The 13,634-nt window shown below is 40.4% G+C and carries 8 protein-coding genes; 3 read left to right on the forward strand and 5 right to left on the reverse strand.

The genetic code is table 11. The features are described 5' to 3' along the window. Positions 1 to 4 precede the first annotated feature (4 nt). From PY091_RS10475 to PY091_RS10490, 4 genes are all read right to left on the reverse strand, one after another. A complete protein-coding gene (locus PY091_RS10475; RefSeq protein WP_275649616.1) occupies positions 5 to 1,804 on the reverse strand; it encodes an ATP-binding protein in 1,800 nt (599 codons plus the stop codon). Then, entirely contained in the window at positions 1,797 to 3,068 is a 1,272-nt protein-coding gene (locus tag PY091_RS10480) for an SIR2 family protein (RefSeq protein ID WP_275649617.1), read from the reverse strand. Before PY091_RS10480 ends, PY091_RS10475 begins: the two co-directional genes overlap by 8 nt. Before the next feature lie 205 nt (positions 3,069 to 3,273). Then, complete coding sequence (locus PY091_RS10485) at positions 3,274 to 4,638, reverse strand: Shedu immune nuclease family protein (RefSeq protein ID WP_275649618.1); 1,365 nt, start codon at positions 4,636 to 4,638, stop codon at positions 3,274 to 3,276. A gap of 217 nt (positions 4,639 to 4,855) precedes the next feature. Further along, positions 4,856 to 5,287: a helix-turn-helix domain-containing protein gene (locus tag PY091_RS10490; RefSeq protein WP_275649619.1), complete on the reverse strand. Its 432-nt coding sequence runs from the start codon at positions 5,285 to 5,287 to the stop codon at positions 4,856 to 4,858. Between the two features lie 802 nt (positions 5,288 to 6,089). Here PY091_RS10490 and PY091_RS10495 point away from each other — a divergent pair. From PY091_RS10495 to PY091_RS10505, 3 genes are all read left to right on the forward strand, one after another. Beyond that, positions 6,090 to 9,125, forward strand: a complete 3,036-nt coding sequence (locus PY091_RS10495; RefSeq protein ID WP_275649620.1) for a SusC/RagA family TonB-linked outer membrane protein — start codon at positions 6,090 to 6,092, stop codon at positions 9,123 to 9,125. 17 nt (positions 9,126 to 9,142) lie between these two features. After that, positions 9,143 to 10,552 (forward strand): RagB/SusD family nutrient uptake outer membrane protein, encoded by a 1,410-nt coding sequence (locus tag PY091_RS10500; RefSeq protein ID WP_275649621.1) that lies wholly within the window; start codon positions 9,143 to 9,145, stop codon positions 10,550 to 10,552. 81 nt (positions 10,553 to 10,633) lie between these two features. After that, positions 10,634 to 12,940, forward strand: a complete 2,307-nt coding sequence (locus PY091_RS10505) for a zinc-dependent metalloprotease (protein WP_275649622.1) — start codon at positions 10,634 to 10,636, stop codon at positions 12,938 to 12,940. A 413-nt stretch (positions 12,941 to 13,353) separates the two neighbouring features. Here PY091_RS10505 and PY091_RS10510 read toward each other — a convergent pair whose 3' ends face one another. Continuing rightward, positions 13,354 to 13,587 carry a DUF6520 family protein gene (locus PY091_RS10510; RefSeq protein ID WP_275649623.1) on the reverse strand — a complete coding sequence of 78 codons (234 nt, stop codon included), beginning with the start codon at positions 13,585 to 13,587 and terminating at the stop codon, positions 13,354 to 13,356. Between the last annotated feature and the right edge of the window lie 47 nt (positions 13,588 to 13,634).

Here is a 13,634-nt window from a genome sequence, read left to right on the forward strand (position 1 = left end):
TTAATTACTTTAGTTTTCTATTTCTCCAACGGAGCATTAATTCTTCATATTCTTTTGAATCAGGCTTATCCTTAATCCAACTTTCAGACACCAATGGATCGCTACTTTTAGGTGCATATGGAATTTTATCAAACTTAACTCTAGATGGAATTTTCACAGCTTCCCCCATTACTAACCCTTCACCGGTTCTAAGACTTGGTAGTATAGAAACTAAATCATTCAGGTCATCAGGCATAACGCTTCCTACGTGTCCACGATCTTTTGAATTAGTCATTCGTAACGCGATTAAAGACCCTAATTGGCTTAGGACTGTTTCGTCTAATTCGGAAGGTCTCTGAGTTATCAGAAGTAATCCAACACCGTATTTACGCCCTTCTTTTGCAATTGTCTGAACTATTCTTGATGAGATAGAATTTTCGCCAGCCTTTAGATAGCTATGAGCTTCTTCTAACGCTAACATTATTGGTTGATTTCTTCCCCCAACATTAAGTTCTTGCCCCCAAAACAAGGAATCGTAGATTATCTTCAATATCGTACCAGAAATAGATGTCATTATTTCTGATGGCACACCTGATAAATCTAGAATTGTTATTGGACTATCATGATTCAACCAATCAGATAATAAAAAGTCTAAATCCCTCTTTACATTACCATCAATATCAGGATGATAATCATCCAAATCGAAAAGGAATTTATACCTATCATCTAGAATTCGATTCCTCACACCATTTAAGTAGGTCAAAATCCCCATTGCCCCTCGATTAATATTAGGATTTCCTCCTCCTGTAGCTGGAGGATGGTGTTGGCTTGGGATAAGTTTTTCTGAATCACCATCTTCTATTCTCTCAACCAATTGAAGTTCAGTGTCTGTACCAACTTTCACTTTATTGAATACTTGCTTTTCAAAATCATCTAAATCATACCAAAGTTGATTTATGCTGAAGGGAATAGGACTGTCGGCATTCAAAGAATGTTCAAGCGGAGGTTTGTTTAGGTGCTTAGCTGACTCTATTTTTCTTTTCTGAATCTCAACCCTTATTGAATCAGATGCAGTTTCTTTTAGCGTGCCAGGAAAAACGGAAAACAACTCATTGTAAGGAAGAGCCCAGAAAGGTATTTTGAGCTCATTTTCATTATTTGCTTTATCAGCACCAATTTTAAATACCTTACTATGAGCTTTTAAAGTTTCATTATACTCGCCATGTGGATCTATTAACAATATCCTAGATGATTTGAACTTTTCATTCGAAGCTATAGCATCCAATATTATTGAAACAGTATTAGACTTTCCGCTGCCAGTACTGCCGACAATTGCACTGTGACGTGATAAGAATTTATTTAAGTCTATATGAGCAGGTAAGCTTTCGGAAGCACTAATTTGACCGACTGTAAGTGAACTTTCACTATCAATTTCACTGTAGATTATCCTTAAGTCATCTATTGTGACTAGGTGAACTTCATCATCAGGGGTAGGATATTGAATAACGCCTCTTTCAAACCTATTTCTTACTCTTTCACCAACTAAAACAACAGATATCCAGCGCATACCCTGTTGATGATCCTCAAATGTTTCCTTGTTTATTAGTTTTTCGGGAATTGCATCGGCACCAGCTTGAGTAACAATCCCGTATAAATGAGCATATCCAAGTGGAATCCTCACGAAAGAACCAATCTGTCCTATACGATAAACAATACCGTTAATAATTGGCATTGATGATTTGAAATCATCAGATAGCTTGATTGATAAACGACTTCCGTTTACACTTTTGACCTGCCCAATTATCGTATGTATTTGATCAATCATAGCGGCCTTCATTTGGATATGAAAGGTCTACAAGGAATTCAATAAGAGCGTTGAAGTCTACTAGTTTTAGTTCGCCAGTTGGAAGTTCCTTTTCATCGCCTTGTCCTTTATCAGCTTCTGGTAATGGAGCATCCCTATCAAAAAATTGGTCAATGAATTCAAAATCATCCTTGGCTGGCTCACGTTTAAGCGCCCATTTACCAAAAATTCCACCAATCAGGGCAGATTTATTTCCGCAAATCATGAATTTATTAGAGTTCCTCCCGACTTTGATTGCGGTAGAATCTTCGTTAAGGGATTTGTCGAAAACCAGCGCAATTACAGTTGTTGATTTTGATTGAGCTAAAGCATTGATAATGGTATCGTTGATATGTTCGTCTCCAAATGAATAGCCACAAATAAATAGAACGCCATCATCCTTTTTTATGAATGAGGAAAGTCGCTCTATATAGCTAGAATACGGTTGTTTTCTAGAATCGTCATATTTGAGAAGAGAAGGATAAATGACAATTCCATCATCGCTTATTTCTCTACTTCTTATTATTCTTTCTTCCTTGTCGTCATAACCCCAGCCTAAGGAACCATGTAGTTTCCATAGTCTAGTCCATTTTGGTATCAAATAATCATTCTCAACACTTACTGGGTCGAAAAAAGGTTTGTAACCACCCACAAACCCATCAAAATAAGGCAGTTTTTTAGATTCAAATCCTAATTCAAAGAGGTAATCATAGTTGGTGGTGAAGACTTCTACAGCATTTTTTCGGGAAGCATTATTCACCCATCGTGCAAAATCAACATGAAGTTGGGAGGATTTCTCTATATCTATATTCGGGTTATTGTGCACGGAAACCAAGGATCGTATTTCTTTTTGGAAAAGTGTTCTCAATTCTTTCAACTCTTTTTTGTTAAGTCCACATAAAGTGTCCTTGCCAACTACTTTCAATTTTTGGTCAATAGAAGAAATGATATTCTCAAGCATAAAGGCAGAATCGTTTTCTTCTAACTCAGTTTTGATAGTTTCCAATGCATTTTTTAATTTGTTATCGGTAATCCCGTCAAGAATTGAATCTGTCATAGCCCAGACTCCAGGAATTAATGGCTTAATTCTGTTTTTTTCATCCTTTATGGGCTCCCCGTGTTTATCAGTAAGAGGAGCAGCCATTGATGTTCCAGCACCAAACAGAAATCCTATCCGAATTGTATTGTTGATTAGAATTTGTTGAATGCCTCTTATGAATTCCCTTGGGTCATGTACTCTTTCCATTGTCTTCTTTTTCCCTCACCAGTTTATTTGATTCCCTGTCGAGTGTTGGCTCTTTTGTATGCCGCACAATTGTCTCGGCTATGAGTAGTTGCGTGGGTTAGTGATTAATTTAGCAATTACACACTAACCTGAAAATCCATGTAGATTTTCAGAAGTAGGTGAGAACAAGCAATTACTTTTAGTCATCTTTGTTGTGCGTAGGCTTTTATTTTACAATATTGTCTTTATAGTTTTCAGCCATATTCAAAAGTTCATCAAATGTGATTATTCTAATATTGTTTAATCCATTTCTAAGTTTAGTAAAATCACGTTTAACTTTTTCAAATTCGGCTTCAGTTTGTTTAATTCCTGAAACAAGATTATCATAGCTAGAAATTACAATTAGGCCTTCAGGTCTATAGATATTACCCTCCAAAATTTTACCCTTTATATCGGCTTTCATTGTCTTTTTCTTTATTTTTTCCTGTATCAATGCGTCCATATAATTTATTGTCTGAATGATAGCTTTACTCATTTCAGAAGAAAAAGCATAATTATCGTGACTTGGGTCTTTTGTCAAAGCTTTTTTTAAATGAGTTTTTATTTCAATGACGTCAACACCACCATAATGATTGATTCCAATAAAATCTGGGTATTTCTTTTTGACACTTACATTTAATTCTATTTTTGGGTAGATTTCTCGATATGCAAAAATTAAAAAGGATAAATAGTTTTCGAAATACTTTTGCCAGACAGATTCTAGTTGTTTTATTTTCCTTCCATCAGGCTCCACTTTCTTAATTATTTTTTTAGCCCTTTGAGTTTTTAAATCAGTGCTTTTAAGAGATAAGACTTCCCTTCCAAGTTTGATAATATCTTCTAATCTGGCTTTTATGAAATAATCGTTTAACTTGATTAGGAAATCAGAACCGAATACTTCTTTTTGGATTAACTTTAAAGTTAAGTCTTGAAGAGAAATTAAATCATTATCATTCAAGTACTTTAAAAAATCTGCTTTTTTTCGTTTAGTTGATAGATTAAAACGGTCTACCAAAAAAGTAAACTCCCCTTTATTTGAAAGTGTTTTTCTCTCTTTTTCAATTCCAAAATAGGCTCTTTGATATTCTCTAGATTTATAGGATACAAATTTTCCCTGATAAACTTTTGCATCATCGTATATCTCATTGTAAGTCTGAATTACAGCTGTAATAGATTCAGGACTAATGGAAACGGTATTTCCATTAACCTCATAATCATCTGTGTCTTCAGTGATTGAAATGCATTCGATATTTCTGTTATTGAAATCGAATACTTCATTGAATTTTGCGTAGTGACGTAATTTTAAATTACGTGTCAAAACACTTGAGGCATCAAAATTTGTTGGAAATTCTAACCTTGTCAAATTAATGTAACTATTTTCAAAAGTTACTTCTCCTTCATCAGACTCCTTTCTGTCAAGTAAATTCAGAGTTGCAATTCCATTTTCAACAGAAAGTAAGTCCTGTTCACTATCTTGGATTGAAACTTGATTGTTTTCAACATTCAGTTCCTCCCATTCTAAGTCCTGTATTTTCTGTATTAAATTTTGCATTCTGTTTTTGGTGGCTTACGCACAACTTGTTTATAGCAGACTATTGTGCATGCACCACCAAAATAGTCTGCTATAAACAAGTTCCGCTTCATAATACAAAGCATAGCTTCATTATCTTTCAATAAAATTTGGGGGAGATGAGGCTAAATGTAAGAATTTTCCAGAAAAGGAAAATGTGAATTTCCGTAAGGATATAAAAAGTGAAAGAGGGATTAAGTTATTCTTCAATTATAGTCAAATATTCTAATTCGCCGTTGTCCCATTGAAGAAGTTCATCATTGTTTAACCTTTTGATTGAAAGTACTTCAAACCGTTTTTTTACATTTCCGTTTTTATCAACTTCATGCTTTTTGGTGTCAGGTTTTAATAATTTCAATCTGATTCTTACCAAATCGCTTTTTAAAATCTCCTTGGGAAAAATATCTTGATATGATTTTAAATTTAATGCTTTTGCAGCCCTCGCCATCATTCTCATATTGTATTTAGCTCTGCTCTTCGGGTTTTCTATTTGTCCAACGTAACCCTCAGAAACTCCTATGCGTTGTGCCAATTCTACTTGATCTATATATGGGTTTGACTTTACCCTCAGTTCTCTTAAGCTTTCAATCACATGGAAGTCAATATGCGACATTATTATTTCTATTATCATTTTGCATATATATAAGTATGTGAATGACATGATTTGAAAAACAACATTCACATATACATGACTGTGTAAATATTTTTTATATATTAGCCTTGATTATTTATTTTTGCGATTCTTCGTATAGAACATATTTGAAGCTTTCGCTTAGAATCTCATAGTAGAAAACTGGTAATTTTATGCAGATGAGAGGATAAGTAGATTGCTCACGACCCGGGGCGTGGGCTTTCTTATCATCTGCAAGGTATACCAGTACCTCTACTATGGTAAGTTGAGTTCCGCGCCTTTTTTTGGTAATTGGTTTTTCTTCAGCTTTTTTCTTAGCGTTTAGTTTCTTTTACATTTCGAGGCATCGCCCAACCAATGGGTTATGGGAAACAAAAGGCTTATTTTTTTAACAGAGCATTTATCTTTGGTCGGTTCCAGTTCTGGAGCGGGCCTGACCCTATTTGATATTCTCTTTAAGAAAAAGCCAAAAAATCCTATTTAACTCTAAGACTATAGTTTTGGGATATACGCAACATTTTTCCGGTTCACAAAATCACTTTTCCCATAACTGACAGATACACTTTTAGGGCAACCGGCCCAATCACGAAATCTTAGTCATTTTCCATCTAGGAATCCTATTTCCAGGCACCATTACTGCTTGGACAGGGTGTCCTATATCCGAACCTAAATGCCCTTAGGGAAGTTACGACTTTGTCTTGACTTTTCGGGCAGTGTGGCTAAAACCCTTTGGGCAATCGAACAATTGCCCTATGGGAAATAAAATTCCAACGAACTCTTTTAATCAAACGAACTCAACGTAATGAAGAAATCACCAATACTTTTAGGCAGGAATAAGCTGTTTCTGTTCTTATATATCCTATTATCCCCCCTACTCCCCCAAAAACTGGTAGCAGGCAAAACATTCTACCCACCGCAAGCCACAATTTCAGGGACTATCACCGACACTGAAGGATTACCCTTGGGCGGGGTCAATATTGTGGTGGAGTCCAAGAATATCGGCACCATTTCCAATATGGACGGCACCTATAGCATTAAAGCAGGCCCTAATGACATATTATTCTTTTCCATAGTGGGTTTCAAGGCTAGGAACGTCCCTATTGAAGGAAAAACTGTCATCAATGTCCAAATGGAAGAGGATGTCACCCAGCTCGGGGAAGTCGTACTCAATGCGGGGTATTATACCGTATCTGAAAAGGAACGTACGGGAAACATAGCCACCATCAAGACCGAGGTGATGGAAAAACAACCTGTAGGCAATCCATTGGCGGCGATGCAAGGCCATCTTTCTGGGGTAAATATTGTCCAGAATACCGGAGTGCCCGGAGGTGGCTTTGAAATTGAGGTACGTGGCCGGAATTTCATCAATGGTGTTACCGATCCCCTATACATTGTGGATGGGGTACCCTTTGGCTCCCAATCCCTGGGTTCCGATGACATCTCCAGGAGTATCGTGTACAGCGATATCAGTCCGCTAAATGCCATCAACCCTAATGATATCGAAAGCATCGAAGTGCTCAAGGACGCCGATGCCACGGCCATCTACGGATCCAGAGGGGCCAATGGGGTAGTGTTGATCACAACTAAAAAGGGGAAAGTAGGCAAAACTCGGTTCGATGCACACCTTAGTACCTCACTTGGACAGGTAACCCATTTTATGGATCTCATGGACACACATCAATATTTGGAGGTGAGAAGAGAAGGGGTCAGCAATGATGGTCTAGATGGTTTTTTGGGAGTTCCCAGATATGACTTTTATTGGCCGGATATTACACTATGGGGCCAAGATCGCTATACCGATTGGCAAAAGGAACTTATTGGGGGCACTGCTTATCGCAATAATGCCCAACTTTCTATTTCAGGGGGCAGTGATTGTACCCAGTTTTTGGTCAGTGGATCTTATTTAAAGGAGACTACGGTCTTTCCTGGGGATGCCAATTATAAAAGGGCCACTGTGCATAGCACTATCAGCCATCGATCGAACAATGATCGTTTCAGTTTGAACCTCTCCACCAGCTACACCTATGAAGACAATCTGTTGCCACGCTCGGACCTTAGCATTCAGGCCTATACTCTGGCGCCGAATGCACCTGCGCTATTTGATAAGGATGGAAGCCTTAATTGGGAAAACAATACGTGGGATAATCCGTTGGCGGGATTGGAAGAAAAGTTCGGCGCCAAGACCAATACGATATTGGCCAATGCGCTGATATCCTATGAACTATTGGAGGACCTCCAACTGAGGGCTAGCATAGGTTATACGGATTATAGTTTGGATTCATACCGGACCTTGCCAAGTTCCACTAGAAATCCCAGGTTCAACTTTACCCCGCAAAATTATTCCAATCTGACCACCAATGAGTCAAAACGGACTTCCTGGATCGTTGAGCCCCAAATACAATGGAAACAAGATTGGAGCAGGTTCTCCATGGATGTGTTATTGGGGACCACTTTTCAACAGCAAGCCACTGAACAGCTTGTGATGCGGGGAACAGGCTTTCCCAATAATTCCCTGATCTTCAACCTGACAGCGGCCGAACTGGTGGAGGTGCGTTCCAGCACCGACAGTGAATATAAATATAATGCGGTATTTGGAAGGGTCAACCTTAAACATATGAACAGGTATATCCTGAACCTTACCGGAAGGAGGGATGGATCTTCCCGATTTGGCCCCGGAAAGCAATTTGGAAATTTTGGAGCTGTTGGTCTGGCCTGGGTCTTTACCGAAGAGGCAATTTTTACTGATAGTTCCGTGCTGAGTTTCGGAAAAATACGCGGCAGCTATGGTACCACAGGAAGCGACAATATTGGGGATTACCAATTCTTGGATACCTATACGGTCACAGGAGCGGATTATGGTGGTATCGCAACGTTGAGCCCTTCAGGCATCTACAATCCCGATTTTGGATGGGAGGAGAACAAAAAATTGGAAGCTGGGCTTGAACTTGGATTTTTTAAGGACCGGGTATTTGTCAATGCCTCTTGGTATCGGAACCGTTCCTCCAATCAACTGGTGGGGGTACCCTTGGCCGCAACAACCGGTTTTCCCGAGCTTACCGGAAATTTTGATGCTACGGTCGAGAATTCTGGGGTTGAACTGGATTTTCGTTCCGTCAATTTAGTGTCGGATAAATTGAAATGGTCAACGACATTTAACTTAACAGTTCCAAAGAGCAAATTGCTGCGCTATGATGGTTTGGAAACCTCCACCTTCGCGGATAGCTATGTTATCGGCGAGCCATTGTCCATTGTCAAACTTTACCATTCCTTGGGGGTCAATCCCGAAACTGGCCAATATGAGATCGAGGACTATAACGGGGACGGAGCCATCAGTAGCAGTGGAGACCGTCAATGGATAGAAGATTTGGCTCCCAAGTTTTATGGTGGTCTGGGAAACACCATTAATTGGGGTGACCTGACCTTTGATATCTTCCTTCAATTCAAAAAACAAAAGGCTTATAATCCTATTCAGGATAACGCCGTTCCCGGCTACAGAAGAAATGCCAGTGTCGATCTTTTCTATGATAGATGGCGCGAACCGGGCGATGTAAAACCATTTCAGATCGCCTCTTCGGGATTGATTCCGGGTGCCAGCAACGAAAGCCTTCAACGAAGGAGCAATGCCGCTGTGTCTGATGCTTCCTTTATCAGGATACGCAATATTTCGATGAACTATAAGGTGCCCCATCTGGTGGATGGCCTGGATGTCAATGTATACCTACAAGGGCAGAACCTCTTGACCTTTACCAAGTACAAAGGGCCCGATCCGGAGCAGACACTTAATAATCGATTGCCGCCACTGAGACAATTGACATTGGGACTTAAAGTGGGATTCTAACCAACAAAACAAGTATCATGAAAATAATTTTGAAGTATATGAAAATGAAATGGACATCGTCCTTTCGAAAAACAATCGTTGCGATATGGGCACTAATTGGGTTTGTGGGCTGTACGGACTTTGTGGAAGCTGACCCTCCACAGAACATTATGATTTCTGAAACCGTGTTCGAAGATGCATCGACCGTGGAGTCCGCAATGGCCGACATGTATGTTTCCATGCGGGAAAATGGAATGATCTCAGGTAATTATGGGTTTACCACTAGATTGGCCATCTACAGCGACGAACTAGATTACTATGGTTTCAATACCCGATTGTTGGAATTCTATCAAAACCAGGTGTTGTCACCCAATGCCGAGGTTTTATCATGGTGGAGTGAAGCATATGCGGTTGTGTACAGTGCCAACGCCATAGTCGAAGGACTTGAAGAATCAACTGATTTGGAGGAGGATGAGCGAAACAGGTTTTTGGGACAGGCGCTTTTTGTCCGAGGCTTTATCCATAGTCTTTTGGTTTCCGTTTTTGGTGATGTACCTTATATTACCAGTACAGATTATGCCCCTAACAACCAAGTTTCAAGAATGCCGGAGGTATTGGTTTATGATAGGATAATTTCGGATCTCGAGCGGGCCGAGGAGCTCATGGGTATGAGTACTATCGAAAATGAAGAGCGAACAGTACCAGACTCTTTTGCAGCCAAGGCCCTATTGGCCCGATTATACCTTTATACGGAACAATGGGAATTGGCATCGACCGAGGCGACCGAGCTCATAGAGGCCTTTAGTTTGGAAGATGAACTTGGGATGGTTTTTCTAAAAGGGTCACCGGAAACGATTTGGCAGTTGCACCATGGGGAATTCCCCGGAAATACCCAGGAGGCCAGTCAATTGATCATTCCTTCCATTCCAGGGCAGTCTTTCGCCTTGACCAATGGACTTATGTCCGCTTTTGAGGATGGCGATGGGCGAAGGTCGGAATGGGTCGATAGTATAATGAATGCCGAGGAAACAATTACACTTTATTTTCCCCACAAGTACAAGGCCCAATTCGATGTTACCGAGTCCCTTGAACATTCCATCCAATTTCGTTTGGCGGAACAATACTTGATCCGATCAGAATCCCGGACTCATTTAGGCGATTTGGTTGGAGCACGTAAGGACCTAAATGTGATTCGAAATAGGGCGGGACTTCAAGATATCATGGCTGATTCGGAAAGTGGGCTTTTGGAGGCCATTCTTACTGAAAGAAGGGTTGAACTGTTCACCGAACAAGGACACCGTTGGTTCGATCTCAAACGAACCGATCGGGCAACATTAGTACTTGGAATGCTAAAGCCTTACTGGGAGGATTCTGATACCCTGTTGCCAATACCGGAGATGGAGTTGGAGGCCAACCCCAACCTCTTACCACAAAATCAAGGATATTAAATGGAAGGACTTGCCCCTCCTATCAATTGCCTTGGAATGGGGGCAGTTGTGGCGGAGGGTTGTCCTTTAAACAAAGGAACAATGAAAAACTTATTATTGATATGGGTCTTTTATTGGATACCCATCCTAGGATGGACACAATTCCTAGATCATCCAAGGACCACTAAAGAAGAGAGAACGACCAATGCCCCATTTTTGAACGCCTCCCTAGAGGAAGGGCGACTCTATATCGATTTGCCCGAAACCGCATTGGAGGAGCCCTTGCTATTGACACGAATCGGACGTTTACATACCAACGAAACCAAACAGGTGCTCTTTAAAAAGTCTGGGGACCAGATTGTATTGGAGGAACACAGGATATGGTCGGAAACAGGGATATGGATTGCCATCCAAAATGATCCCAATCTGGAAAAGAATATCTTGGGTGTTTTTCCCATATTGGAGAAAAGTGGGTCGGGGTATCGTTTCGATATCACTGATATGTTGTTCGATCGATCTTTGGGTTGGGAAGTGATATCCAAGGAGCCCATGGTCCCATATTTGAACAAGGTAATCGATACAAAATGGCTCAAGAACGAGCTGATGGTCAAGCTACAATTAGGCCATCAACAGGGAAGGGCAAAAATTGTTCAGCCCGTGCACTATAGTTTTATGAAATTACCTGTGCCTATGGAACCCAGAAGGTTTGATTATCGAATGGGGTATTGGAACGAAAGTAGAACTGTTGGTCACAATAGGACCCAAAATTATATAGGAAGTATTACCCGTTGGCGATTGGAGAAAAAAAATAAGGATAGGGAAATCAGTGAGCCGATCAGTCCAATCATTTTTACCCTGTCTCCCGATATCCCCAAGAAATGGAGGCCCTATGTCAAGGCGGGAATCCAGGAATGGCTCCCGGCATTTGAATCGGCAGGTTTTAAGGATGCCATAGTCGTAAAAGAAGCGGATACCTTGGATAATTGGTCGCGCTATAGTCTTGGATATTCTGTGATTCGCTGGTTAAGGAACAAAAACATTAGGCACTTTGGTGAAAAGGCCAGTGGATCAACTGTAAATTCTGTAATAGACCAGCGGTCTGGGGAGATCATTAAATCCGATGTGCTTTTGGGCTCTTCATATGAAAATCTTATGGATGAATATTTTATCCGATGCGCTGCCCTTGACAAACGTGCCCAAACCTATCCCTTCCCAGATGACCTTTTGGGGGAACTGATCCAATCTTTAACGGCCCACGAGATCGGCCATACCCTGGGTATCAAGGATAATAACTATGGGGAGTATAAGTATCCCCTTGAAAAAATAAGGGATGGGCAGTGGTTAAGGTCAATGGGGCATACCCCAAGCATCATGAATTATGCCCGTCATAACAACATCGTCCAACCCGAGGACAGTGTATCTCCAAACCTACTGATACAAAAGGTGGGCCCGACTGATGGATACTACATCAGATGGGGGTACCAGGAGTTTTCAGAGGATAGTTCAATTGAGGATCGGATCGTTCGTTCCGAACATGTCATCCGAATGCAAGATACGGTTTCCTGGTATCGCTATACCAATATGCTGGGTGATTTCATCGGTCCTACTGCGACCAATGAAGTTGTTGAGACTAACGACCCGGTCAAAGCGTCCAAATTGGCCTTGAAAAATCTGGAGCGGGCCATTGCCCTTTTACCTAAGCTGAATCAAGGTCAAAAGGATAATGAACGTGTGGATCGGATCTATAAGGAAGCAATCGAACTTTGGTATTTTACCATGAGGCATGTATTCTCACTGGTCGGAGGGTATGACGTTTTCTATAAGTCGATGGAACAACCCGGTAAAATGTACGACCCTATTCCTTTAGGGATTCAAAGGGAGGCCATGGATTTTTTGATGGGCCAGATTTTTGATCCTCCTGAGTGGTTGGTACATCCGGCATTCATGACATATTCACGGTTTAGTTCCCACCCTGATGATGTTTTTACATACCAAAACTTATTGATAGAAGAGATGTTGAAACCACAATTCATGAAACGGTTGCAGTATATGGAGACCATCAATGGATACGAAGGGGTATTGAAAAACTATTTGGAGCAACTGCAAAACGGATTCTTTAACGAGCTGTACCAAAAAAATGCTTTGGTAAGCCCCAGAAAACGAGGATTACAGTTAATATATATTGATTTGATGATAGCCGCTATCCAGAAGGAACCCAAAGATATAACTATGAATCTAACATTGTTTGTACATACAGGTTATACCAAGGGTATCATGATGGGACAGTTAATGGAGTTAAAAAAACAATTGAAGAACAAAGTTCAAGAAAAGCAAGATAATTCGGATCATGCGCAAAAGGGACAATGGGTCCTATGCCTGACCAAGTTGGAAAAGGTATTTGGGACCTGACTTATATATGATTTAAATGCGAGACGGACCGTTGTTTTGAATTAGCCATGAAGCCGTCTGGAAAGGAATTTCTAGGCGGCTTCCTTTATGAAAAGATTTGGAAATCATTGACCTTAAATATCAAATCAAGCTTTTATGACAAGTCCGTAGAATGGCAGCCGATTCTCCTTCGATACCATATAAATAAATTCCATCATACTCAAATCAGTTCCAGTAAAAATATAGTTCATAGGATCGGGGAGAATTTGGGAAACCAGAATATAATATCCCATTCAAAATAGGCCCGATTTGGATTCAGTGCCCAATCTAAACTTGATTCATCGAAAGAGGCGATAATAAATGAACCGGCTTATTGCAAATAAAAGAGGCTGCCCGAAGTGGGCAGCCTCACCTTAATCAATGAATCATGGAATTTAATTCCTTAGCTTTGGGTCCGTCAGCCCAATGTCATTGAACACCGGATCTAACCCCTCATAGCATTGGTTTTGACCTACATTAGGGCAATCTGTCTGGATTTCAGCGTATCCAGATTCAGTTGCGATATAGCCCACATATGGAAGATTACTTTCCTCAGTGGCAAAGGCTAGGCCAGCCGCCATTACTATGGCGAATGCCGGTAAAATGATTTTTAAAAGATGTTTTTTCATCGTATTATATTTTAATTGTTTAGCCTACTCTTTTCTAGGTTTTCGGC

This window comes from Flagellimonas okinawensis (assembly GCF_029194005.1).
Taxonomy (GTDB): domain Bacteria; phylum Bacteroidota; class Bacteroidia; order Flavobacteriales; family Flavobacteriaceae; genus Flagellimonas; species Flagellimonas okinawensis.

Bases quoted from the DNA above. Each gene is read 5' to 3' on its own strand.
- PY091_RS10475 (WP_275649616.1), bottom strand. From the start codon at position 1,804: ATGATTGATCAAATACATACGATAATTGGGCAGGTCAAAAGTGTAAAC.
- PY091_RS10480 (WP_275649617.1), bottom strand. From the start codon at position 3,068: ATGGAAAGAGTACATGACCCAAGGGAATTCATAAGAGGCATTCAACAA.
- PY091_RS10485 (WP_275649618.1), bottom strand. From the start codon at position 4,638: ATGCAAAATTTAATACAGAAAATACAGGACTTAGAATGGGAGGAACTG.
- PY091_RS10490 (WP_275649619.1), bottom strand. From the start codon at position 5,287: ATGATAATAGAAATAATAATGTCGCATATTGACTTCCATGTGATTGAA.
- PY091_RS10495 (WP_275649620.1), top strand. From the start codon at position 6,090: ATGAAGAAATCACCAATACTTTTAGGCAGGAATAAGCTGTTTCTGTTC.
- PY091_RS10500 (WP_275649621.1), top strand. From the start codon at position 9,143: ATGAAAATAATTTTGAAGTATATGAAAATGAAATGGACATCGTCCTTT.
- PY091_RS10505 (WP_275649622.1), top strand. From the start codon at position 10,634: ATGAAAAACTTATTATTGATATGGGTCTTTTATTGGATACCCATCCTA.
- PY091_RS10510 (WP_275649623.1), bottom strand. From the start codon at position 13,587: ATGAAAAAACATCTTTTAAAAATCATTTTACCGGCATTCGCCATAGTA.